This is a genomic window from Spirosoma sordidisoli (assembly GCF_004138325.1).
Lineage (GTDB): Bacteria > Bacteroidota > Bacteroidia > Cytophagales > Spirosomataceae > Spirosoma > Spirosoma sordidisoli.
Genome location: NZ_SBLB01000006.1, coordinates 119,695 through 142,147, shown reverse-complemented (window position 1 = coordinate 142,147; position 22,453 = coordinate 119,695). Strand labels below are relative to the sequence as shown.

The window sequence follows — 22,453 nt, the reverse complement described above, 5'->3', positions numbered from 1 at the left end:
CCAACCAGTCCATGACAGACCGGTTGGCGCGGATGCGGCTTAGTTAATGGGCTGGATCAGCACCTGCCGTTGGTCGGCGGGATTGCCGGTCGATACCAGTTGAATCTGGCTGATCTTCGTTCGTTTGCCGTTCGATAGCCGGAGTTGGTACTGCCCGTCGGGTAATCCGTTCAGATTAAACGTAAACGGGCTGGAAGTCTGCTGTTTGTCGAGCGTGCTGGCGTACAGTGGCCAACCGTCCTGATCCGTTACCTGAACCGTCAGCAGGCTGTTGGCGGGTTTGTCGATCAGCACCCGTATCCGCTCGGGTTCCGTTTCTACAGTGGCTCCGAACGACCCATTGGCCGACGGACGGAAGTTGGAGAATATGAAAATGGGGCTGGTCAGGAATACCAGCAGCAAGAGAAATTTTATGGTTTTCATGGTTCATACACAATTGATTGGAAAGCGGCCGGTCAAAACCGTCGGAGGTCGCGCCGAAACCGCTTGATGAACTCCTGCTCTTTGGTCGACATGCTATCATGCGCTTCAGCAACTTGCAGGAGCAGGGCAACAAACTGCTTTTTTAAGGCCTCGCTCAGCGCCTTCCGATTGTCGGAGAATCGGCGCATGGCAAAGGCGTAGGCGGCTTCGACCGGCACGTCGCAGCTGTCCAGCACCGAGAAGGCCTGCAGCGCCAGATGCCCCTGGGGCAGACTAACCAGAATCCGCTCTACCGTATCGGACTCTTCACGCTGGATACGGCCATCTACTTTGGTGAGCGCATAGACGGCATTGCCCAGACCCAGATACAAGGTGGCCAGCCGGTCGTTATAGGTAATGGTCTCGGTGATTTCCTGGATAGGGGCCGATCCATCGGCGGGTAGTGTCGGAAGGGATTGCATGTCGATTGTTGGTAAAATGAAACAGAACAGACAGCCGGCTCGTGTTAGCCTTGTTGTTTTGTGTGATACAAAGGTGCAGGCTCCGGTTTAGAGCCGGATTAACCCCATGTTAGAAACCGATTAGAGATCGGGTGCGGCCGGGCCGACGCGTAACGGGTGCGGTCATGAAGCCGCGATGCCGGCCGAATCTGTATCTTTACGGTTGTTCATCGTTAACCCCGTCAACCCCATGAAAAAATGGCTTTACAGCCTGCTGGCGCTCATCGGTTCCTGTGCCGCCACGTCTGCCCAGACAACCGCAACCGGTAATTTTGTCCGCGACAATTACCAGAAGTTCGAGTACAAGATTCCCATGCGCGATGGCACCAAACTGCACACCAACGTGTATGTGCCGAAAGATGCGTCGGCTATCAACAAATATCCGTTTCTAATGCAGCGTACCTGCTACAGCGTGGCGCCCTATGGGCCTGATGCGTACCCGGCGGCCGTAGGTCCATCGGGTACGCTGATGCGCGACAAGTACATTTTCGTTTATCAGGATGTGCGGGGGCGCTGGGCTTCGGAAGGAACCTGGACCAACATGACCCCCAACCTGCCCGATCCGGCACCGGCCGCTACGAAAGGGCGTAAGAAAGCACAGCCCGCGGCCACTACCGCCGGAGCACCCGACGAAAGCTCCGATACCTACGACACCATCGAGTGGTTGCTGAAGAACGTGCCGAACAACAACGGTCGGGTGGGCCAGTGGGGCATCAGCTACCCCGGCTTCTACACGGCAGCGTCATTACCCGATGCGCACCCGGCCCTGAAAGCGGCTTCGCCCCAGGCCCCCGTGTCGGACTTTTTCTTCGATGATTTCCACCATAACGGCGCGTTCATTCAGGCATATCTGTTTACCTACCCGGTATTCGGCGTGCAGCATCCGGCACCAACTACCACGGCCTGGTATAACGACTCGTTTATCAAGACCGGCAGCAGCGACGGCTTTCAGTTTCAGTACGATCTGGGTCCGCTGAAAAATGTACAGAAATACTACAAGGACAACTTCTTCTGGCAGGAAACCGTTGAACACCCCAACTACGATGCGTTCTGGCAGAAGCGCAGTATCCTGCCGCATCTGAAAAATACCCGGCCGGCCGTGATGACGGTAGGTGGCTGGTTCGATGCCGAAGACCTCTACGGCCCGCTGAACATCTACAAAACCATCGAGAAAAATACACCCGGCGCCTACAACACCCTGGTTATGGGCCCGTTTGGGCACGGCCGGTGGTCGCGCGAGACGGGGCATACGCTGCATTCGAACGTGTATTTCGGCGATAGCATCGCTACCTTCTACCAGCGCAATATCGAGGCAAACTTCTTCGGTCATTTCCTGAAAGGAGCGGGCGACGGCAAAACCGGTTTGCCCGAAGCGTACCTCTTCAACACCGGCCGTAACGAGTGGCGCACCTTCGACAAATGGCCCGCTGCCGACGCCCAAACCAAAGAGTATTTCCTGAATTCTGACGGTATGCTGGCCTCGAACAAGATCATGGGCTCGGCCGATCCGAGCGGCAATGGCTTTACCGAGTTCGTATCGGACCCTATGAAACCGGTTCCCTATACCGAAGACATTACCACAACGCAGGGCTTTACGCCGTTCAACTACATGTCGGAAGATCAGCGGTTTGCGGGTCGGCGGCCCGATGTGTTAACCTTTCAGACCGATGTGCTGACCGAAGATCTGACGCTGGGGGGCGAAATTACGGCTAAGCTGAAAGTGAGCACCACCGGCACCGATGCCGACTGGGTCGTGAAACTGATTGACGTGTACCCGCCCAATGAACCCAACCACCCGTACATGCCGAACAAGAATATTACCCTGGGCAACTACCAGCAGATGGTTCGGTCAGAAGCCATGCGCGGGCGTTTCCGGAATAGCTTCGAGAAGCCCGAACCGTTTAAGCCCGGCGAGATAACCGACGTGACATTCCGGTTGCAGGACGTTCTGCACACGTTTAAAAAAGGCCATCGGATGATGATCCAGGTGCAGAGTACGTGGTTCCCGCTCATTGACCGCAATCCGCAGACCTACGTCGATAATATCTTCAAAGCTGAGGAGAAGGACTTCAAAAAAGCCACCCACCGGGTTTACGATAACTCCGTCATCAGCGTGCAGATTCTGAAATAAGCCGATTCGGGTCGGCAGTTGTGGCGCCGTTTGCTCCCGCTCTGGTTAGGCCGGGGGTAAACGGCGTTTTTTTGGGGATTTGACCGGAAAGACCGTCGTTACGTGCAGCGACAATCGGTGCGCGTCAGGAATAACGCCGTCCATCGGGCAAGGCGACAAATTTGTGACGACGATATGCTGGGCGCTGGCCCTTCCCTGTAACTTTACCTCTTGATAAACCGACAGGCATTTATGATTCGGGTCGAGAACCTCAGCAAACGCTACGGCCCCACGGCGGTGGTAGATAACGTTTCGTTCAGCGTAGCACCGGGCGAGACGCTGGTGCTGCTGGGAACCAGTGGTTCCGGCAAGACCACGACCCTGAAAATGCTGAACCGGCTCATCGAACCCGACAGCGGCCAGATCCGGCTGGACGGAACCGACGTGCGGCAACAGGATGCGCCCACGCTGCGCCGACGCATCGGCTACGTTATTCAGGATGGGGGTTTGTTCCCGCACTATACTGTAGCCGAGGCTATCGCTACCGTGCCGAACCTGCTGGGCTGGGAACCCGACCGCATCCGGGAGCGTACGGACGAACTGATCCGTAAACTACAGCTACCCGAAGCCGTCCTGAACCGTTACCCGGCCGACCTGAGCGGGGGCCAGCGTCAGCGGGTCGGACTCGCGCGGGCGCTGGCGACCCGACCCCCGGTGGTCCTGATGGACGAGCCATTCGGGGCGCTGGACCCGTTCACCCGTCGTCACGTCCGGCGTGAACTGTTTGGCCTCAGTGAGTTGCAGGAAACAACGGTGGTGCTCGTGACTCACGACGTGGCCGAGGCTCTTGAACTGGCTGATCGCATCGCGCTCATGCACCAGGGCCGTATCGTGCAGATCGGTCTGCCCGGCGACCTGACGAACCAGCCTGCCAACGATTTTGTCCGCGATTTCCTAGACGTTTGATCCATGCTCGATTTTTTACGCCAGAACGCCGACAAGCTCCTCGAACAAACCCTGACCCACATTGGACTGACCTTCGTATCGCTGCTGCTGGCGCTGGTGGTGGGTATTCCGCTCGGTATTCTGATTGCCCGTCGGCCGCGGCTGGCCAGTGGTATACTGGGCGTGGCGGGGGTGCTGCAAACCGTACCGAGTGTGGCTTTGCTGGGGTTCCTGATTCCGCTGCTGGGGATTGGCGCTGGTCCAGCGCTGGTGGCGCTGTTTCTGTATGCGCTGCTTCCCCTTATCCGTAATACCTACGTAGGCATTACGGAGGTTAACCCTACGGTTCGCGAAGCAGCCCGGGGTGTTGGTATGACCAGTCGGCAGATCCTGACCAAGGTTGAATTGCCGCTGGCGCTGCCGGTCATCTTTGCGGGCGTGCGTACGGCTACGGTCATCAACGTAGGCGTTGCCACCCTGGCGGCTTACGTAGCCGCTGGCGGGCTGGGTGAGTTTATCTTCAGCGGTATTGCGCTGAGTAACACCAATATGATCCTGGCCGGGGCCATACCGGCGGCATTGCTGGCCATCGGGTTCGACCTGGGGCTGGCCGCGCTGCAGCGGCTTAGTGGCCGGAAAATGCGCGTCGGGGCGCTTGCCTTCGTGGCGCTGGTGCCGGTTCTGTCGGGGTTTTACCTGCTGCCGATGCGGGGCGATAAACTGACGGCTGGCTTTGCACACGAGTTCTACGGACGCGCCGATGGGTATCCCGGCCTTCAGAAAACGTACGGCCTCCGATTGCACCCGCGACTGATCGACCAGAATCTGATGTATGAAGCCATTCGTAACCGACAGGTCGACATCATCAGCGGGTACTCGACCGACGGCCGTATCCGGGCTTTCGATCTGGTGGTGCTGACCGATAACCGACATGCGTTTCCGCCCTACGATGCCGCTCCCGTTGTTCGGCAGGCCGCCCTCGACCGCCACCCCGAACTGGGCCCGACCCTCGACCGGCTGGCAGGTAAACTGACCGATTCGGTGATGACCGCGCTGAACTACCAGGCCGATTTTCTACACCAGTCGCCCAAACAAATCGCTACCCGTTTTCTGAAGCAGACGGGACTCTACAAAGCAAGCCCCCCCGGCAACCGCACCGAAACCGTGGTGATGGGCTCGAAACTCTTTACCGAGCAGTATATCCTGTCGGAGATTTACCGGCAGCTGATCGAGGGGCATACGCGCCTGCGGGTTGCCACGCGTACGGGCCTGGGCGGCACCCAGATCTGCTTCGACGCCCTGCGGACAGGGGCTATCGATTTTTACCCTGAATATACCGGAACGGGGCTGCTGGTTATTCTGCAACCGCCCGCTGCTACCCTCCGGACCTTACCGATGCAGGCTGACACGGTGTACCGATACGTGAAAAATGCCTTTGCGCGGCAGTATGGCCTGGTTTGGCAGCGCCCGCTCGGATTCAACAACAGTTACTGCCTGATGATGCGTCGGGAACAAACGCAGCAACTGGGTTTACGCTCAATCGATGAGTTGGTCGACTACCTGAACAGGGAGTAGATAATAGCCGTTTAGTAAAAATATTTGTACTTGAATAAATAAATTATGAAAACTGTTTTTATCTTTATTTCCCCAAAAGTTACATGATAAATTTATAAGTAGCATACAGCTTTATCTCTACTATACGGTATCTGGTCCTCCTCTTTTTTTGGGTAGTTGGTATACATATTCCAGAGGGAAAGTTGAAGAATTTGGTGTGGCTCAACGCGTTATGAAACTTCAGATGAACCCCATAAAACAGATGTCCAACTCCTCAACTACTCTTAATGCAAGCCCGCCCTCTTGTCGACGTTGCCGTCAGCGTGTATGGAAAACCATATCAGACCGCCGTCACGTTGCTATCGCTGATGCGGTATTCCGGTCAGTGGATCGATAAAATATACATCACTGAAGAACGTAAACAACCCAACGGAAGCGACCTTACGTTACTGCACCAACTGCTTCGGGACTACAACACGGTGTACTATACACCCCGGTTTTTCCTGTGGTACGAAGACATTACGAAGAGCTACAAACGCCATCTGTTGTCTTTATCGGCTTTCCGACATGCCGTTCGGTATCAGTATGCCTGGGAGAAAACCGATAAGTCGTATCTGTTGCTGACTCACAACGACGTTCTCTACCGGGACGATATTGTGGGCGCGTACCTCGAGCGTATAGGCGATGCGGTAGGTATCGGGAAAGTGGGTCAGTGCTGGAACTGCCCGGCCTATAAAGCGCAGAAATGCTGGGGCGGTATGTACGATCAGTACCAGCCCGACTACGCCGAAATCGAGCAGCTCTACCAGACCTACGGAAACGTCCGCAAAACGCCCTTTCAGAAGATCATCTGCGCCGATCATTCCTGGCCCCTGCCCGAATGCCGGCTTAACGAATTTACGGCGCTGATCAATATGCCCCTGGCGCGCCGGGTTACGATGCCGTACGGACCGGCCTATCCGCTGGGCATAACCGACGGGGTCGATACGGGCACCAAATGGTTTCGGCAGATCAGCGAGATGGGGCTGCGGGCCACCAACTTCGAGTACGATCCGTATGCTCAGCACGGATGGGCCAGCGCCGTCAGTTCGGGCCACCAGTCGCTCTTCGACAAAAGCATGTACGATGCCGAAGAAGAGCGTGCCTATCAGGTATTACAGAATGAATACGGCCTGGGTACCCCAGCGCTGGCGTACGGCAAGACGGTCTCCTGACCGGCTGGCAATTGAGACTTAAGGTTGCCGGCCGACCAGCCCGGACAGAAAGTCGAGGGCAGCGGCATCGGGTAGCGGCTGGGCTTTTGCCGGCATGTCCAGAATCATGGTCTGTTTGCCGGTCGGCGAGAAAGCCGGCCACTGGGGTAAGCCCTGACCGTTGGGATTGCCGGTCTTGATGAAGTTGGCCCAGTAGGTAGCCATAATGCGGGCCAGGTCGGCATCGGTAGCGTTCAGCGGTCGCAGCTGGTGATCGATGAACCGGAGGTTGTCGTAGGCATAGGCCACCTCGCCGGTATGAAACGCACCGTAACTGGCATACTGGCCCGTAGCCGGCAGTTTCCGCCGAAACCGGTATACGTATACGGTTTTGCCCTGCCCGCCCTCCAGCATGGCCCAGCTGTAGTTCTGAATTCCGAAGGTCAGATCACGCCCCAGGTTTCGCTGCGACTGATCGGCTTCGGCATCGGTGCCGGCGGGGTAGTACTGGAGGAGCGTTGTGGCGTCGGGGCCGTACCGTTGTTCGGTTTGTTTACGGAACTCGACGGCGGGTTTGATGGGGCCGGGGAGCAGGCCTTCGTCTTCGTTCCAGCCCGTCAGCAGGCTTATGTTGGCCTGACGGCCGGCTGTAACGAGCTCGGTGACCGATGCGGGCAGTACGTAGCCGTCGATAATAGGGCCGCGTATCCCCTGCGCCTTTTGCTGAATCTCGGCCGCCGGGGTAGCCCGCAGCTCCGCCAGCGACGCAGCGCCCAGCGTCTGCATAATTTTCACCCCCGTTTCTTCGGCCGTTTTCAGGGAAGCATAGGGCCGTCCGACACCGGCTCCGCTCTGGGCAATGGCTTTATTGAAGAGGTTTTTGGCCAGGGGCGACGCCACCAGGCAGCTGACGCTCATCGACCCGGCCGACTGGCCGGCAATGGTCACGTTGGCCGGGTCTCCGCCAAAAGCGGCAATGTTCTGTCTGACCCACTGCAAAGCCGCAATCTGGTCGAGCAGGCCGTAGTTACCCGAAGCGTTTGTTCCCGACTCGCGGGTCAGTTCGGGGTGAGCCATGAACCCGAATGCCCCAACGCGGTAGTTGATGCTAACCAACACGATCCCTTTCTGAGCCGTTGATTCCCCGTCGTAGATGGGTACGGCACTCCCTCCGCTGTTGAAGCCCCCGCCATAGATCCAGACCAGGACCGGCCGTTTTTCGGTGGCCGATCGGGCCGCTGTCCAGACGTTCAGATAGAGGCAGTCCTCGCTGATGGGTTCTTTCGGAATCAGAAATTCGGCGCTCCACATGCTGAACGGGGCCGGTGAGCCCTGCATGGGACTTGGCCCGAAGGCGTTGCAGGCTCGAACACCCGACCAGGGGACAACCGGCTGAGGAGCTTTCCAGCGAAGGTTTCCAACGGGCGGAGCCGCAAAAGGAATGCCTCTGTAGATACGTACATCGCCTTTGGCGTTCGTGGTTCCGCTAATCCGGCCACCTGTTATGGGGACGACAGACGACTGGCCTGCTCCGGGTTTGGTCAATAGGGTCAGGGCCGCCAGGCACAGAAACAAAGGGCTGATTTTCATAGGTTTGGTTAAGGAGTAGCGGCCTGATTGGCCTTGAGAATCTGGCTGAAAAACAGAACCTGATAGGGGAGTGCGTACTGCCAGTACGGCCAGGTGTGGGCCCCCGGGCGTTCGATATACTCGTGGGGCGTCTGATTGGCCAGCAGCAGCCGGTGAAGTTCCCGATTTGTTTCGATCAGGAAATCATCGACGCCAATATCGAAGATCAGTGGAAGGTTATTGGCCTTAAGCCGGTCGGCCAGCGTAACCATCGTATAGCCCGGGTACGGCGAGTTACCGGCCGCTGGCGGGCCCAGCAGCGTAGCAAAATTAGCCGCGCGGGATTTGGCAAAGTCGGGCGCCACCTTCCAGGTGGCGGTGTTGATATCCATGACACCACTCATGCTGCCCGCAGCGGCATACAGGTCGGGATGACGGCTGGCGATGAACATAGCACCGTGCCCTCCCATCGACAGACCCGCAATAACCCGGCCTTTCCGGTCACGGATGGTGCGATAGGTAGCATCGATTTTTTCGATCAGCTCGGCCGAAATAAACGTCTCGAACTGGCTGGATTTAACCAGAGGACTATCAAAATAATAGCTGGTTGGGTCGCCGTCGGGCGTAACTATGATGAGGTTATACTGATCCGCCAAGCGGTGCAGCAGGGTTGGGTCGGGCGTTTTGGTGAGCCAGTCGCGAAAACTACCGGTGCCGCCGTGGAGCAGATACAGGACCGGAAAGGGCTGCCTGTCGCGTCGTTTTGCCCTCACGTAGCGGTCGGGTAAAACGACGGCGGCCCGTAGCGTACGGTTCATGCGGGCGCTGGGCACATCGATCGTGTCGACGTGGGCGCCGAAACCCGTGTTCAGCAGACTCAGCAGACAAAAGCCAGCCAGCAGGGTGCCGCGTAGCCGGCGGGTATAGGACAGGACGGAAAACATCTCTACAATACTATTGGTTAGATTTCTAGTTAACCAGTATTCCGTTATGAAAACGATCAACGTTATTGCCTCCGTACTTTTCCTGCTTGTCGCGATCAGTTCGTGCACGCCGAAAATGAACTTTGTACCATCCCAGATCGTGCCGGCGGCTACCGGAGAGGTCAGGGTGAAGAAAGATAAAAACAAGAACTTCGTCGTCGACGTAAACGTGCGGAATCTGGCCGAGCCAAAGCGGCTCGACCCGCCCCGGGATACCTACGTCGTCTGGATGGAATCGGGCCGGGATGCCGCCAAAAAGCTGGGTCAGATACGACCAGCCTCCAGGAACCTCAAAGCCCGGCTGACCACCACCGAAACGACAAAGCCTGATAACGTATTTATCACGGCTGAAGACAACGCCGATGTGCTTTATCCGGGCGGCCAGACGGTGTTGACAACCAGACGGTAAGTTGCGACCATAAACCAACCAGACGGGCGGGACAGAAAACGGGTTAGATTCGTTTCCTGTCCCGCTTTGTTTGTTATACTTCCTCATGGTATGGAACCGCTAAAGATAGCAGCGGCCCAGGCTATTGCTTTCCATGAGTGTTCGATTACCGGCTATACGTTTGCCCGGCATCTGGACAAAGAGCAAATGCCGGCCCTGGGCGAATAGGTTCCTGTCACCACCTGCAACGTCATTTCTTTCCGATAGCCGATGGCGAAGAGGTCAGTACGGCCAGCGCCCGTTCCAGTACCACATCACGGCCGCTGATGAGGCTCTGCACAGTTGGCTTCACCAGGATGTCCGGCTTTACGCCAACGCCTACAAAGTCGGTTCCGTTAACGTAGGTATCGCGTTTGGTGCAGATTCGGGCACTGCCACCGCCCGGCAGGTCGAACGGTAGCGGCTGGCCGGTGGTGCCCATAGACGGTTCGCCCAGGATGGGGATACGGGTGGTCTTCAGCTGACGGATAATAACCAGCAGGTCTTCAGCGGCCGACGCCGTCTGATTACCGGCCAGTACTACGACAGGCATGGATAACCTCGGCTCGTTGAGGTCGTTATCGTAGGTCATGGTATCACCGGCATACCAGAAATCCCCGGTAAAGGTCTGATAGGCCCGGCGGTACCAGGCGTCGGTTTTGGCTTTTGTCGAATCATAAGGGGATTTTGCCTGCCAGGTTCCCCAGGCTTTATAAGCGGCCCGGTGCTCGCGGGTACGCCAGGCCGAGCCAACCAGCCGCTTCTCGGCCGTGAAATACTTCAGAATTTCGGCCCCTATGTCCGAATTGCCCCCGCCGTTCTGCCGTATGTCGAGAATGATTCCTTTGGCGCTTCGGAGCTGCGGGAGCATGTCTTTAAACTGGTCAATCACTTTTTTATCGCCAAAGCTGTTCAGCTCAACATGGGCAATGTTGCCCGGTTGCATGGTGAGCCGCGAAAGCTGGGATTTAGCCGGACTTGTGCCATTGCCGCGAAGCCATTGCGACTGATTGCGTTCCCGCTGTGAAAAAAGCCGCGAGTCGAACCGGATGGTCTTGCCGTCAGGGGTTCGGAACGTCATCGGGTATACGGTGGTCGTATCGCTGGTCGCGCTCCATAGTCTGAACAGCGCATTGTTCCACTTATGGTGTTCGGTCGATGCGGAGACATACGGAAACACCTTCTGGTCGAGGTATTGTCGTATGGGCTGATCGTTCACGGTCAACAGCTCGGAACCGATGGGGACGCTGTCTGACAGACCTTTCAGCACCTGCGATACGTATATTTTCTGATCGATGGCAAGCAGTTGCAGCGGAACGTAGGTAGAGTAGCCTAGTACCGACCAGGGCGCGTAGACGTTGGTATGACCATCGTTCAGTAAGGCGCAGAACCGCTCGAGGGTTCGGTAGTAGTCATAAGTCGTTCGTGTCGATAGCACCTGCGGAATAAAAGCCCGGTAGGCACTGTCCCAGTTGACCTTCGTTTTATCGAAGTACGCAAAGTTGTACCGGGCTTCTGACCAGAACAGCGAAAGGCCGGCAATCTTGTCGGCGTCTGTGAGGTTGGCGTTTCGGTTTTGGGCAACCAGAGGTCGGCTGCTCCCGATTACCAGCAGGATAAAAAGAGCGATCGATAAACGGTTCATAACAGGAAGGGACTACGGATAAGCTACACCCCGGCCAAGTCGGGTCGGTGGTACATAGCAAGTGTGATCGATTCCCGAATGTACGTAACAACGCCTATTTTTTGCTTACAAAGCGGTTACCTTTTATATAATACCTGTAGGGTAGGTCGGCTCCGAATTTGATGCCGATCCGGGTGGTTGTAATCATCTCGAAATCGGTCAGAACAGGCTCCTGTATGGACACCGGCCCCGAAACCAGCGACGAGAAATTATGATCGGCCCGACTGATGCCCATGGCAATGACCAGTTTGCCGGGACCGTTGCAGAGGTTGCGGAACCCCTCGGGGGTGCTGGCGTCGATGGTGTTGTTGCGGTAGCGTTCAAACCCGGTCGTAAACGCTTCGTTCCGGCGGGCTTCCATCAGCGCCAGACCATCGGTGGGTTGCAGCGCACGGATCAGTACGGCTTCGCCCACCCCTTCGGGCCCGGTTACGACGTTGATGCAGTGGTAATGGTTATAAATCTGATAAACATACAGCGTACCGGCCGGGCCGAACATAGCCGCGTTGCGTTTGGTCGCGCGCCGGTAGGCATGACAGGCCGGATCGCCGGTGAGGTAGCCTTCCGTTTCGACGATGATACCCGCTGTTCGGCCCGCTGGAGAATCGTGGACCAGTTCGCAGCCAAGCAGGCGCTGAGCCAGGGTCAATGTATCGTGGTTTTCGTAGAACGGGAGGGATAAAGCAGCCATAAAGTCGATTCGTAGTCCAGCTGGTTTGGTACAACAGGCTGGCGTGATTGGTATTACCAGGCTCTTTGATGTCGCCCGGGTAGATTTTAATCGACAGAACAAGTATCTTGTTTGCGATTGTACCCTCTTTTTCGTGTATGACCTTTTTCGTCCGAATACTGTTGCTGGGCGGGGCTACCCTGCTGGCGGCCTGTTCCGATAGTGTCGACTGCCAGAGTTCACCCCAGCCGGTACAGGTTTTTCTGACCGATGCGGCCGGAGCACCCCTGATTACAGCCGCCACGGCGGCCGATGTAGGGATTGGGTATTACCGCAACGGGCAATGGGTGAGCCTGCCCGATGCCCGGGTAAACCCAGCCACCAATGCCATAAGCAGTTACGACGCGCTGACCATCAGCCGGGAAACGGGCGACACCACCCGTTTCTGGCTGGACAGTGGGGCCAGTCGTCTGGGTGTCATACAGCTGAAGACATACGTCGATAACACCCCCTGCAACGGCTGGACCCGCGCCAGCGAGCTTCGCTACAATGGGCGTGTTATTCCGTTCGAGGCTATGAAACCGGGGTATACGCTGATCGTAGCGCCCTAGATGACGTTCATGGTCTGCTCCTTGATCTTCTCCAGCTCGTCTTTCATCTGAACAACGAATCGCTGAATGGATGCATCGTTGGCTTTGGAGCCGATGGTATTGATTTCGCGGCCGATTTCCTGCGAGATGAAGTTTAGTTTTTTGCCGTTGGCTTCTTCCGTAGCCAGCACTTCCAGAAAATAGCCAAGGTGGTTCTTGAGCCGGACTTTCTCTTCCGATATGTCGAACTTCTCCACGTAATAGACCAGCTCCTGCTCGAACCGGTTCTGGTCGAAGGTGTCGCTGTTGAGCAGCTCGCTGACACTGTTGCGCATACGGTCGCGAACAGCCGGAATCCGGCGAACGTCCTGCTCTTCGACGTCGGCCAGCCGGTCGCTGATGGTCTGGATATACTCCTGAAATTTGCCTTCGAGTACGGCCCCGTCCTGCTGCCGGAATTCGTTGCAGCGCCGAACGGCTTCTTCGACGGCGGCCCGAACGGTGGCATATTCTGACGCGTCGGCGCCGGGGTCGGCCGACTCGGTCAGGTAGGCGTTCGGTTGTTGCAGCGCCAGTTGCAGCACATCGCTGTCCGATACGCTCATCAGCATACTGTTGGCCGTTTCCTTGATATCGCTCACATAAGCCAGGACCAGGGGGCGGTTGATGGTGACGCCAGGCCGCACCGCGCTCGTACGGGCCAGGTTGACCGATAGCTCCACTTTACCGCGCTCCAGCTGCTGGGTAAGCAGGGCACGCAGTTCGATCTCCTTGTCGGAAAACTGCCGGGGTATACGGCAATAGATGTCCAGAAACTTTGAGTTGAGGGTCTTGACTTCTGCCGTTACCGACAGGCCACCGGCTTCTACGGTTGCGTTGCCGAAGCCGGTCATTGATTTAAGCATACTATGTATCGTTTATTCGGTTGTCAGTTTATCGTCGGTACGGTGTAACCCCGGTGTTGGCTCCCGAAAACTGAAAACCGCAGACCGAATATCGTTCCTGATGAGTGTCGCTATTTGAGTGCCCCGGCTTCCAGTTCCAGAAACTCTTTCCGTTGGCGGGCTACGTCAATGGCGGTATAGATCGCCTGGAGCATGGAGGTTTCGTCGGCCAGGTTCTTGCCGGCAATATCATAAGCGGTGCCGTGGTCGGGTGAGGTACGAACAACGGGCATACCCGCCGTAAAGTTGACCCCTTCCTCGAACGCAATGGCTTTGAACGGAATCAGCCCCTGATCGTGATACATGGCCAGCACGGCGTCAAATTTGGTGTAGCTACGGGTGCCGAAGAAGCCATCGGCCGGGTAGGGGCCAAATACCAGCTGGCCTTTGTTGCGCCATTCGGCCAGCAGGGGTTTGATGATATCCTGCTCTTCGTTACCCAGCAGCCCTTCTTCGCCCGCGTGGGGGTTGAGGCCCAGCACCGCAATTTTGGGTTTGTCGATGCCAAAGTCCTGTTTCAGCGATCGCATCATCAGGGTTAACTTCTGGGCAATACGATCGCGGGTAACGTTTTGCCGAACCCGGCCCAGCGGCACATGGCCTGTTACTACACCCACGCGGAGCGTTGGACTGACCATGAACATCAGGTTGTCCTGCACGCCGAACTGCTCGGCGAGGTACTCGGTATGACCCGGAAATTTGAACTCCTCCGACTGGATATTGTACTTATTGATCGGTGCCGTAACCAGGGCGTCGAGTTTACCGGCTTTCAGATCATCGACGGCGCGTTGCAGGCAGGCCAGCGCAGCCTGACCGGCTTCCGGGGTTACCTGCCCGGGCTGAATGTCCTGGTTCTGGTCGGGCCAGCAGGTAATGACGTTGGTCAGTTTGTGGCTGATCTGACCGATGGTCTGGGTTCCGTTGAGGTTCCAGTCTTTCAGGTCGATCAGGTTTCGGTAGCGATTCAGCACCCGCATAGACCCGTAGATAACGGGTGTGCAGAGCTTCTGGAGCCGGTTGTACTGGAGTGCCTTCAGAATGACTTCGGGGCCTATCCCGTTATAATCGCCCAGGCTGATACCGATCACGAGCCGTTCATCGCGGGAACGACCGGCGCCTTCGCCCAGCCCCGTATCGCGGTCGGCCTGGTCGTCGGCTTCGCGGAGGGGAGCCTCCCGCTCGCGTCCGCCGTTGTTCCGGTCGCGGTCGTTACGCGGTTCGTTGCGGTTGTCGCGGCCGCCCTGCCGATTGTTGGGTTGCCCACCCTGTTTCGGACCGGGTGTCGCTTCGGCCGAAGCGGGGTCGCGCTCGGGTCGGTTGGCTGGCCGGTTGCCGGGCTGACCGGTGCCGTTCTGGCGCGGGCCGTTGGGAGACTGCTGCCGGGGTTGGTTGGGATTACCTTCGCGCTCGGGTCGGTTGCCCCGGTTGGGTGGCCGGTTTTCGCGCCGGTCTTCTTTGTTCGGCTGGCTGATGGTAATCTGCCGGGCTGCGGTAGCTGACTCGGTCTGATCCTGGGGCGTATGTACAGGTTGCGTGCCGGGCGTTGGCTCGGGGCGACCGTCATTCAGTTCGTCGGATTGGCGTTGTTCCATGCACTTTCGTTAGTTTCGCCAAAATTCCTCATCACCCTCTTCAGTCCGCTGCGGAGCAAGAACAGGTAGCCGGTTTCAGCCGTTGCCATCTCCGAAGAAACAGGGGTCGTGAGGAAATTGATTCGCAAGTTACGAAAAGCCTACGGATGTCCCAGAACACGCCTTCCATTCTGATTGCCGACGAGATGCACCCGTCGCTGTTTACGATGCTTACCGATGCAGGGTTTGCGTTCGACTACCAGCCCACCATCACCCGCGCCGAACTGATCAGCGCCCTCACCCCTTTCGACGGGTTAATCATCCGCAGTAAAACCACGGTCGATGCCGATCTGCTGAGCCAGTCCCCCCGGCTGCGGTTCATCGGCCGGGCCGGCGCTGGCCTGGACCTGATTGATCTCGACGAAACCGACCGTCGGGGGGTTCAGGTGTTTCACGCGGGCGAAGGTAACCGCGATGCCGTGGCCGAACATGCCGTTGGAATGCTGCTTGGTTTGCTGGCGAATATTCTGAAGGCCGACCGCGAAGTTCGGCAGGGAGTCTGGGACCGGGAAGGAAACCGGGGTTACGAACTGGGAAGCCTGACCGTCGGCATTATCGGATATGGGAACAACGGCAGCGCCACGGCCCGGCGGCTGAGTGGGTTCGGCTGCCGGGTGCTGGCCTACGATAAGTACCGCACCCACTACGGCGATGCGTACGTCCAGGAAGCCTCGCTGGAACAGATCATGGCCGATGCCGACGTGCTGAGTCTGCACATACCGCTCACGCCCGATACGCGCCAGCTGGTCAACGACTCCTTCATCAGCCAGATGAGCAGGCCGTTCTACCTGATCAACATTGCCCGGGGCGAGATTACCTCCCTGTCGGCACTAGTGCGGGGACTGGAACAGGGTAAAGTTCGCGGGGCCTGCCTCGATGTACTCGAAAATGAGAAACTGGCCCGGCTTACGCCCGATCAGCAAACCGCCTTCGATTATCTCCGTCAGTCGGAGCGGGTCGTACTGACCCCCCACGTAGCGGGCTGGACCCACGAAAGCTACGTGCGTATCAACGAGGTGCTGGTGCGGCAGATCAGGCAGGTGAAGTCGTAAGCCTCCCCAAAACTTACCGACTGATCGTAACGTTGGCGCTGGTACAGGTGGTGCCGGCTCCGTTGATGAGGCAGATCTGGCCGGTAATGGCACCGGTGGGTACCGTTACCCGGATCGTGTTGTTGCTCAGCGTGAACCGGGTGGCCGCCAGCGCTCCGTTGTTGAACCGAACGTCCTGTACAGAGGCCAGATTGGTACCCGTGATGACCAGCTCATCGCCAACTTTAGCCGTCTTGGGCGAAAAATCGACGTTGGTAACGACCCGAAGCACGGTGAACAACTCCGTTGTGGTTGGATCGTTGGTAGCGTTGGTGATCCGGAGTGGGCCGGTCTGCGCATCGGTCGGTACCAGCACCCAGCGTTCTGTGTCCTCGTTCCGACCTCCATCGGCGGCCGGGGCGGTGGTGCCGGCAAAAACGATCTGCGCATTCAGCAGGAAGTCGCCCCGCAGTACGACGCGCTCGCCGGGCCGGGCAACCTTCGGAATAATGTCGGTTATAACCGGTTTTTGCACGACAACCAGTGGCCGGGCTGTGGTGGCGGTACCGGCCCGGTTGGTTACGGTAACCGGGCCGCTAACCGCATTGCCGGGCACGTTGACCGTAAGTTCGGATCCTTCCACCCGGCCTGTAATCGGAACCGGCTGCCCGCTCACGCGAACTTCCTGAATGCGATGCAGATTGGGACCGGTAATCGTGATGGCCCGTTCGCGGAGCTGCCGGGCCGGGTTGACGGTAATAGCCCCCGGAATCGTATAGAAAAAGAAAGCGTTATTTTCGGCAAAACTGCCCCCCACACCGCTGAGCGTAACCGTTACCGATGTAGGAGCAGGCAGGGCGGGGACCGTTGCCTCAAGCTGCGTATCGCTGATTACCCGGAAGGGGGCCGCGGTCGTGTTGAACAGCACGCCCGACACGGTACTCAGGTTGAACCCGTTGAGCAAGACCTTATCGCCCTGAATACCCTCGCGGCTGTTCAGGTTAGCCAGCACCGGTTGCCGAACGACCTGAACCGGCTGCGGGCTGGTCGCTACAAGCTTGTCAAATACCGTAACCGTAACGGGGCCGGACGTGGCGTTGTCAGGGATTCTGGCCCGTATTTCCGTGTCTTTAACGGTCGTCTGTTCCCGGAAAATAGCCAGTCCGTTCACCCGTACGACGCCGTCGGTCAGGTTCGTTCCCTGAATAAGCAGGTCGCCCCCGGCCCGCACCGAGACTGGGCTGACGGCCGTGATGGTGGGTGTGCCCGCTACGATAAACGGAAAGCTAGTTTGCCCACCGGCGGTTTCGATGATGATCGACAGGGGCCCTCGGGGTGCGTTGGTGGGAACCGTAACGGTCAGTTTCTGGGCCGAGCTGTCTTTGATGACAGCCCCCGCTTCGTTGAAACGCACCCGAATCAGCTGGTTCAGGTAATTGCCGGCAATGACAACGGCGGTGCCGGGCAGGCCATTGCCGGGGGTTATCGTGGCTACGCTCGGCGATGGTTGCTGTACAATGAAAGGCAACGGGTCCGATGTTCCTTCGTCGGTGCGTACCTGCACCCGGGCGGGGCCTGGCGCGATCAATGGAATCCGGACCCGAATGGTATTGTCGTCATGGCTGAGTATGGGCGCGGCCAGCGAGGTTTCGCTGTTGCTGAACAATACCGCCGGATCAGTACCGAACTGGTATCCCTTCAACACCGCTTCTTCGCCTACAAAAGCCTGGCGTGGCGTCAGGCCGGTAAGCTCCGGTGGATTGCTCTGGACGCGACAGCCCGCTACCATCGCGAGGGTAAAACAGGAAAGGATAACGTAGGATAAAGCTGATTTCATAAACGATAAAGCGGCTCCTGCCTGGCACAAGGTCTGTAAAATTAGCCATTTTTGACGTCTAAAAACCATTTCATTCGAATGCCTGTTAGGATTAGTAGATAGTGAATGATGTAGAGTGACTCCCGCATCTGGCCTGTACATTCCCATTATTCATTCTACATTATCATTAACTCCCGATGAACTATCGCAGCCTGAAATCATCTAATTTAACCAAAATTACGACCCTGGGCGAGCTGAAAGCCGCCGGCTACGAATCCCGATCCATCAAGCAGGAACTGCGCGATAACCTGATTCAACGCATCAAGGATAAAGAAGTGGTGTTTCCAGGAATATGGGGGTACGAAGACACCGTCATTCCCGACGTTGAACGGGCTATTCTGTCGATGCACCACATCAACCTGCTCGGGTTACGCGGACAGGCTAAAACCCGGATTGCCCGCCTGATGGTGAATCTGCTCGACGAGTACATTCCGTTCGTGGCCGGTTCTGAACTGAACGACGATCCGCTCGAGCCACTGTCGCGTTACGCGCTTGATCTGATTGCGGAGAAGGGGGATGACACGCCCATAGCCTGGCTTCACCGCAACGATCGCTACACGGAAAAACTGGCTACGCCCGATGTGTCGGTAGCCGACCTGATCGGGGATGTCGACCCGATCAAAGCCGCCACGCTGAAACTACCGTATTCCGACGAGCGAACCATTCACTTTGGGCTGATTCCGCGGTCGCACCGGTGCATATTCGTCATCAACGAACTACCCGATCTGCAGGCCCGTATTCAGGTTTCGCTCTTCAACATTCTTCAGGAAGGCGACATCCAGATTCGGGGTTTCAAACTTCGGTTGCCCCTCGATATTCAGTTCGTCTTCACGGCTAACCCTGAGGATTATACGAACCGGGGTAGCATCGTAACTCCGCTGAAAGACCGGATCGACAGCCAGATCGTGACCCACTATCCGAAATCGATCGAGATCGGGAAGAAAATTACGATGCAGGAAGCCGTGGTCAAGACCGAGCAGAAAGGCATGGTCAAAACCAACGACATCATTGCCGACCTCATCGAGCAGATTGCGCTCGAAGCCCGGGAAAGCGAATATGTCGATGCCAAAAGCGGAGTGTCGGCCCGGATGACCATCTCGGCCTACGAAAACCTGCTGTCGGCGGCCGAACGCCGGGCGTTGCTGAACGGGGAGAAAGATACCTACGTGCGCATTGCCGATCTGTACGGCGTTGTGCCGGCTATCTGCGGTAAGGTCGAGCTCGTTTACGAAGGTGAGGTAGAGGGTCCCGTCATTGTGGCCCAGAACCTGATCGGGAAAGCCATCCGGAACCAGTTTCTGCAGTACTTCCCCAATCCGGAAAAAGCCAAGAAAGACAAACGCGGCAATCCCTACAAAAAGATTACCGACTGGTTTGGCGATGGCAATACGATGGACATCCTCAACGACCTGACCAACCGCGATTACGAAGCCCGGCTCCGCACCATCGACGGCCTCGACGATGTAGTCGATCAGTTTCAGTCGCGACTGAGCAAGCCCGAAAAACTGTTCATGATGGAGTTTGCCCTGCACGGACTCGCCGAGCATTCGCTCGTCGGCAAAAAAGCGATGGATACGGGCCAGTCGTTCAAAGACCTGCTCGGGTCGATGTTCAGCCCCGGTAGCAAGTTCGGCGAAGACGACGAAGAGGAAGACGAAGACGACGACCGGTATTAACCGATCTGCCAGTCATACGAATTAAACAAAAACGGGCTCTTCAGCCCGTTTTTGTTTATGAACACCCACTCACCGGGCGGACTTTTTCGTTTTTACGACAGAACCCGCCAACGCCAGAAGCTGCCATACGGAGCAACTGGCGTTCGGAACAGGCTATTGGTAAGCTCAGTCCGTTACGACCGCCGTGCCGTTGGCGCTGACCATAAGCATCGAGCCGTCGATGGTCTCGTAGTCCAGATCGACACCGATGATGGCGGTGGCGCCGAGCCGGGTAGCCTGGTCGACCATCTCTTTGATGGCAATACTTTTGGCTTCACGCAGGCCCTGTTCGTAGGCGCCTGACCGACCGCCAACCACATCGCGGATGCTGGCGAAAAAGTCTTTGACAATGTTGGCACCGATAATGGCTTCCCCATTAACCAGACCGATGTACTTGGTAATGTGCTTACCTTCGATGTTTGACGTAGTCGTGATGAGCATAGGAGCAGAGTAAGCCGAGCTGGTCACCAACCTGAGGCAACCAGTGCAGCGCTACGCAAAGAACGCAGAGTTTTGGCATCTGCCAAAATCTTACTTCTTAGCGGTAGCCGGCGCCATATCCAGTTCAATGATCGTATCCAGCATATCGGCCGCTGGCGGAGCCGCCATGGTCAGCACCACACCCTCGGCCGACTGGGTGATTTTGACGGGGCTTTTGTCGGCAAACAGCCGGGCTGCGCTTACCTTACCCGGCAGGGCGGGCAGCGTCAGTTGCCGGTCGGCCCAGTCGAGGATGTGGACATAGACTTTGTTGCCTTTCGCCGTCGTAACGCCCCAGTTACGGGCCTCAACCGGTCCGCCCCGCGTGCCGTAGATCGTTTCGCCGTTTTTCTGCATCCACTGACCTATTTCGGCCAGCGATTTGACAAATTCAGGCTGGATCTTGCCGTTGGGCATCGGCCCTACGTTCAGCAGGAAATTGGCGTTATGGCCGGCGGCTTTTACCAGGTAATGAACCAGGTCTTTGGTGCTCTTGTACCGATTGTCTTTGATGTTGAAGCCCCACGAGCCGTTCATGGTCTCGCAGGTTTCGAGCGGTAGTTGTCCGATGGTCTGCGCTTCGTTGAACCCGGTCGATTTGCTACCCGGCAGATCTTTCTCGAACATCTGAAAATCTTCGCCGGGGAAAGGCGCTACGTGGTGGTTGTTGCCGATCAGGGCCGCTGGCTGGAGTTTATGGATAAGTGAGTAGGTGCGGTCCAGTTTCCAGTCGATGCCGTTTTTGTTGGCGGGAGCGGTTTTTCCTACGTGGCCCGCATCGTCGGACGACTGATCCCACCAGCCGTCGAACCAGATGCCGGCGATGGGTCCGTAATTCGTCAGCAGTTCGGTCAGCTGGGTGTCCATGTAGGTGAGGTACTTCTCAAAATCACCACTTTCGGGTCGGCCGGTTTTTTGGCCGGTGCGACCGCGTGGGTAGTAGTCGGGGTGGTGCCAGTCGAGGTGCGAGTGGTAAAAGAAGAGTTTGATGCCCTGCGCCTGACACTCGTCGGCCAGCATTTTCAGCACGTCTTTTTTGTAGGGCGTCCGATCCACGATATCATAATCTGACACCTTTGAGTCGTACATCGCAAAACCATCGTGGTGTTTGCTGGTGATGGTGATGTACTTCATGCCCGCATTTTTGGCCATGCTGACCCATTCTTTCGCGTTGAAATCGACCGGGTTGAAGAAGGTCGGCAGCTTTTCGTAGTCTTTAGCCGGAATCTGCCGCTGGTTCATGATCCATTCGCCATCGGCCAGGAGGCTGTAGACCCCCCAGTGAATGAAAAGACCGAATTTGTCGTCCTGAAAGGCTTTTCGGGCGGCCAGGTTCTCGGCCGACGGCTGGTAGACAGACTGGGCTGGGGCCACAACGATGGATAAACTGACGAGCAGAAAAACGAGCAGGATACGGATCATGAGAAACAGGTTTTTAGTCAGAAAGAGACAATAAAGGGGTTTATACTTTTCGGGTGGGGATGACCGCTTACTACCGATTTGGGGCCGTTACTTCTACTGTATACTACCCGTCGAACTGTATCTGATAGTCAACTTGAGTTCAACTTGAGTCAGAATCATACATTTATCAAACAACTCATATGACGAATATGACTGGAGCCAGGGTATTGCCCTGGGCACTCTTACTGGCCATGCCGCTCTGGTTTGGCAGTTGTAGGAAAGAGGCCGATAGCGCGGTAACCCCCAGCCTGCTTGAAGGAACCTGGCGTATCGCTGGCTTAAGAAGCGAGCCCGGCGCTGATCTGCTGTACACGGGAGAGGAAATAACTGACCTGATCGCTTATCTGGATACTTTGTCTGACGGGTCAGGCACTGATATAATCACCTGCCTGACCTCTACCACCGTTACTTTTAATAGTAATAAGAGAGTTATTATCAAAGAAGCTCCGACCTGTACATTGTATGCATACGACCTGATCGGAATTGCAGAAAATTCCACCTGGAAACTGGAAGGAAATAAACTGACTCTGTCCAGTAATCTCCAGTCCAGAGTATATGATGTTGCCCGAACCGACAGTACGCTTACCCTGGTGAGGTCGGCCGAAGAAGACTATGGGAATGGGCCGAAAACATACACCACAACCATCAAAATGAAGAAGTAGACGGG

The 22,453-nt window shown here is 56.8% G+C and carries 20 protein-coding genes; 9 read left to right on the top strand and 11 right to left on the bottom strand.

Annotated features, from left to right (window positions below):
• Positions 1–39: 39 nt before the first annotated feature.
• Together EQG79_RS20945 and EQG79_RS20940 are read right to left on the bottom strand one after the other, a co-directional pair.
• Positions 40–423 carry a copper resistance CopC family protein gene (locus tag EQG79_RS20945; RefSeq protein ID WP_129603730.1) on the bottom strand — a complete coding sequence of 128 codons (384 nt, stop codon included), beginning with the start codon at positions 421–423 and terminating at the stop codon, positions 40–42.
• Positions 424–455: 32 nt separating this feature from the next.
• Positions 456–884 carry a tellurite resistance TerB family protein gene (locus EQG79_RS20940; protein WP_236648727.1) on the bottom strand — a complete coding sequence of 143 codons (429 nt, stop codon included), beginning with the start codon at positions 882–884 and terminating at the stop codon, positions 456–458.
• Between the two features lie 229 nt (positions 885–1,113).
• On the opposite strand from EQG79_RS20940, the gene EQG79_RS20935 reads away from it, so the two are divergent.
• The 4 genes from EQG79_RS20935 to EQG79_RS20920 all read left to right on the top strand — a co-directional run bounded on the left by EQG79_RS20935 (position 1,114) and on the right by EQG79_RS20920 (position 6,746).
• The gene (locus tag EQG79_RS20935; protein ID WP_129603727.1) at positions 1,114–3,054 is read left to right on the top strand and encodes a CocE/NonD family hydrolase; all 1,941 of its coding nucleotides are present in this window, start codon (positions 1,114–1,116) and stop codon (positions 3,052–3,054) included.
• 231 nt (positions 3,055–3,285) lie between these two features.
• Entirely contained in the window at positions 3,286–3,999 is a 714-nt protein-coding gene (locus EQG79_RS20930; RefSeq protein WP_077921211.1) for an ATP-binding cassette domain-containing protein, read from the top strand.
• Between the two features lie 3 nt (positions 4,000–4,002).
• Positions 4,003–5,553 (top strand): ABC transporter permease/substrate-binding protein, encoded by a 1,551-nt coding sequence (locus EQG79_RS20925; protein WP_129603725.1) that lies wholly within the window; start codon positions 4,003–4,005, stop codon positions 5,551–5,553.
• Between the two features lie 266 nt (positions 5,554–5,819).
• Positions 5,820–6,746 (top strand): hypothetical protein, encoded by a 927-nt coding sequence (locus EQG79_RS20920; RefSeq protein WP_129603722.1) that lies wholly within the window; start codon positions 5,820–5,822, stop codon positions 6,744–6,746.
• Positions 6,747–6,764: 18 nt separating this feature from the next.
• Here the strand turns inward: EQG79_RS20920 and EQG79_RS20915 are convergent, their stop codons facing one another.
• Both EQG79_RS20915 and EQG79_RS20910 read right to left on the bottom strand, forming a co-directional pair.
• On the bottom strand, positions 6,765–8,315 hold the full coding sequence (locus EQG79_RS20915) for a carboxylesterase/lipase family protein (protein ID WP_129603720.1): 1,551 nt from the start codon (positions 8,313–8,315) through the stop codon (positions 6,765–6,767).
• A gap of 8 nt (positions 8,316–8,323) precedes the next feature.
• The gene (locus tag EQG79_RS20910; protein ID WP_129603717.1) at positions 8,324–9,238 is read right to left on the bottom strand and encodes an alpha/beta hydrolase; all 915 of its coding nucleotides are present in this window, start codon (positions 9,236–9,238) and stop codon (positions 8,324–8,326) included.
• A 46-nt stretch (positions 9,239–9,284) separates the two neighbouring features.
• Here EQG79_RS20910 and EQG79_RS20905 point away from each other — a divergent pair, with 46 nt between their 5' ends.
• Positions 9,285–9,686, top strand: coding sequence for a hypothetical protein (locus EQG79_RS20905; protein ID WP_077921206.1), 402 nt, complete (start codon positions 9,285–9,287; stop codon positions 9,684–9,686).
• 229 nt (positions 9,687–9,915) lie between these two features.
• Here EQG79_RS20905 and EQG79_RS20900 read toward each other — a convergent pair whose 3' ends face one another.
• Complete coding sequence (locus EQG79_RS20900; protein ID WP_129603715.1) at positions 9,916–11,349, bottom strand: S41 family peptidase; 1,434 nt, start codon at positions 11,347–11,349, stop codon at positions 9,916–9,918.
• A gap of 94 nt (positions 11,350–11,443) precedes the next feature.
• Positions 11,444–12,079 carry a DNA-3-methyladenine glycosylase gene (locus EQG79_RS20895; protein WP_077921204.1) on the bottom strand — a complete coding sequence of 212 codons (636 nt, stop codon included), beginning with the start codon at positions 12,077–12,079 and terminating at the stop codon, positions 11,444–11,446.
• Positions 12,080–12,216: 137 nt separating this feature from the next.
• On the opposite strand from EQG79_RS20895, the gene EQG79_RS20890 reads away from it, so the two are divergent.
• Positions 12,217–12,669 carry a hypothetical protein gene (locus EQG79_RS20890; protein ID WP_129603713.1) on the top strand — a complete coding sequence of 151 codons (453 nt, stop codon included), beginning with the start codon at positions 12,217–12,219 and terminating at the stop codon, positions 12,667–12,669.
• On the opposite strand, the gene EQG79_RS20885 is transcribed toward EQG79_RS20890, so the two are convergent.
• Both EQG79_RS20885 and pdxA read right to left on the bottom strand, forming a co-directional pair.
• A complete protein-coding gene (locus EQG79_RS20885) occupies positions 12,666–13,553 on the bottom strand; it encodes a YicC/YloC family endoribonuclease (protein ID WP_129603709.1) in 888 nt (295 codons plus the stop codon). The genes EQG79_RS20890 and EQG79_RS20885 overlap by 4 nt on opposite strands.
• A gap of 110 nt (positions 13,554–13,663) precedes the next feature.
• Positions 13,664–15,184 carry a 4-hydroxythreonine-4-phosphate dehydrogenase PdxA gene (pdxA, locus tag EQG79_RS20880; protein WP_129603707.1) on the bottom strand — a complete coding sequence of 507 codons (1,521 nt, stop codon included), beginning with the start codon at positions 15,182–15,184 and terminating at the stop codon, positions 13,664–13,666.
• A gap of 146 nt (positions 15,185–15,330) precedes the next feature.
• On the opposite strand from pdxA, the gene EQG79_RS20875 reads away from it, so the two are divergent.
• The gene (locus tag EQG79_RS20875) at positions 15,331–16,275 is read left to right on the top strand and encodes a 2-hydroxyacid dehydrogenase (RefSeq protein WP_129603704.1); all 945 of its coding nucleotides are present in this window, start codon (positions 15,331–15,333) and stop codon (positions 16,273–16,275) included.
• Between the two features lie 13 nt (positions 16,276–16,288).
• Here EQG79_RS20875 and EQG79_RS20870 read toward each other — a convergent pair whose 3' ends face one another.
• A complete protein-coding gene (locus EQG79_RS20870) occupies positions 16,289–18,091 on the bottom strand; it encodes an IPT/TIG domain-containing protein (protein WP_129603701.1) in 1,803 nt (600 codons plus the stop codon).
• Positions 18,092–18,267: 176 nt separating this feature from the next.
• On the opposite strand from EQG79_RS20870, the gene EQG79_RS20865 reads away from it, so the two are divergent.
• On the top strand, positions 18,268–19,806 hold the full coding sequence (locus EQG79_RS20865; protein ID WP_129603699.1) for a P-loop NTPase family protein: 1,539 nt from the start codon (positions 18,268–18,270) through the stop codon (positions 19,804–19,806).
• 165 nt (positions 19,807–19,971) lie between these two features.
• Here the strand turns inward: EQG79_RS20865 and EQG79_RS20860 are convergent, their stop codons facing one another.
• Both EQG79_RS20860 and EQG79_RS20855 read right to left on the bottom strand, forming a co-directional pair.
• Positions 19,972–20,286 carry a YbjQ family protein gene (locus EQG79_RS20860; RefSeq protein ID WP_077921196.1) on the bottom strand — a complete coding sequence of 105 codons (315 nt, stop codon included), beginning with the start codon at positions 20,284–20,286 and terminating at the stop codon, positions 19,972–19,974.
• Between the two features lie 90 nt (positions 20,287–20,376).
• Positions 20,377–21,747: an alpha-L-fucosidase gene (locus EQG79_RS20855; protein WP_165358937.1), complete on the bottom strand. Its 1,371-nt coding sequence runs from the start codon at positions 21,745–21,747 to the stop codon at positions 20,377–20,379.
• A 179-nt stretch (positions 21,748–21,926) separates the two neighbouring features.
• Here EQG79_RS20855 and EQG79_RS20850 point away from each other — a divergent pair, with 179 nt between their 5' ends.
• Positions 21,927–22,448 carry a lipocalin family protein gene (locus EQG79_RS20850; protein WP_129603697.1) on the top strand — a complete coding sequence of 174 codons (522 nt, stop codon included), beginning with the start codon at positions 21,927–21,929 and terminating at the stop codon, positions 22,446–22,448.
• Positions 22,449–22,453: the final 5 nt, after the last annotated feature.

Excerpts from the sequence above, each read along its gene's own strand:
- EQG79_RS20925 (WP_129603725.1), top strand. The coding sequence starts at position 4,003 with ATGCTCGATTTTTTACGCCAGAACGCCGACAAGCTCCTCGAACAAACC.
- EQG79_RS20930 (WP_077921211.1), top strand. The coding sequence starts at position 3,286 with ATGATTCGGGTCGAGAACCTCAGCAAACGCTACGGCCCCACGGCGGTG.
- EQG79_RS20870 (WP_129603701.1), bottom strand. The coding sequence starts at position 18,091 with ATGAAATCAGCTTTATCCTACGTTATCCTTTCCTGTTTTACCCTCGCG.
- EQG79_RS20850 (WP_129603697.1), top strand. The coding sequence starts at position 21,927 with ATGACGAATATGACTGGAGCCAGGGTATTGCCCTGGGCACTCTTACTG.
- EQG79_RS20890 (WP_129603713.1), top strand. The coding sequence starts at position 12,217 with ATGACCTTTTTCGTCCGAATACTGTTGCTGGGCGGGGCTACCCTGCTG.
- EQG79_RS20865 (WP_129603699.1), top strand. The coding sequence starts at position 18,268 with ATGAACTATCGCAGCCTGAAATCATCTAATTTAACCAAAATTACGACC.
- EQG79_RS20945 (WP_129603730.1), bottom strand. The coding sequence starts at position 423 with ATGAAAACCATAAAATTTCTCTTGCTGCTGGTATTCCTGACCAGCCCC.
- EQG79_RS20885 (WP_129603709.1), bottom strand. The coding sequence starts at position 13,553 with ATGCTTAAATCAATGACCGGCTTCGGCAACGCAACCGTAGAAGCCGGT.
- EQG79_RS20905 (WP_077921206.1), top strand. The coding sequence starts at position 9,285 with ATGAAAACGATCAACGTTATTGCCTCCGTACTTTTCCTGCTTGTCGCG.
- EQG79_RS20895 (WP_077921204.1), bottom strand. The coding sequence starts at position 12,079 with ATGGCTGCTTTATCCCTCCCGTTCTACGAAAACCACGATACATTGACC.
- EQG79_RS20900 (WP_129603715.1), bottom strand. The coding sequence starts at position 11,349 with ATGAACCGTTTATCGATCGCTCTTTTTATCCTGCTGGTAATCGGGAGC.
- EQG79_RS20920 (WP_129603722.1), top strand. The coding sequence starts at position 5,820 with ATGCAAGCCCGCCCTCTTGTCGACGTTGCCGTCAGCGTGTATGGAAAA.
- EQG79_RS20940 (WP_236648727.1), bottom strand. The coding sequence starts at position 884 with ATGCAATCCCTTCCGACACTACCCGCCGATGGATCGGCCCCTATCCAG.
- EQG79_RS20855 (WP_165358937.1), bottom strand. The coding sequence starts at position 21,747 with ATGATCCGTATCCTGCTCGTTTTTCTGCTCGTCAGTTTATCCATCGTT.
- EQG79_RS20935 (WP_129603727.1), top strand. The coding sequence starts at position 1,114 with ATGAAAAAATGGCTTTACAGCCTGCTGGCGCTCATCGGTTCCTGTGCC.
- EQG79_RS20915 (WP_129603720.1), bottom strand. The coding sequence starts at position 8,315 with ATGAAAATCAGCCCTTTGTTTCTGTGCCTGGCGGCCCTGACCCTATTG.
- EQG79_RS20910 (WP_129603717.1), bottom strand. The coding sequence starts at position 9,238 with ATGTTTTCCGTCCTGTCCTATACCCGCCGGCTACGCGGCACCCTGCTG.
- pdxA (WP_129603707.1), bottom strand. The coding sequence starts at position 15,184 with ATGGAACAACGCCAATCCGACGAACTGAATGACGGTCGCCCCGAGCCA.
- EQG79_RS20860 (WP_077921196.1), bottom strand. The coding sequence starts at position 20,286 with ATGCTCATCACGACTACGTCAAACATCGAAGGTAAGCACATTACCAAG.
- EQG79_RS20875 (WP_129603704.1), top strand. The coding sequence starts at position 15,331 with ATGTCCCAGAACACGCCTTCCATTCTGATTGCCGACGAGATGCACCCG.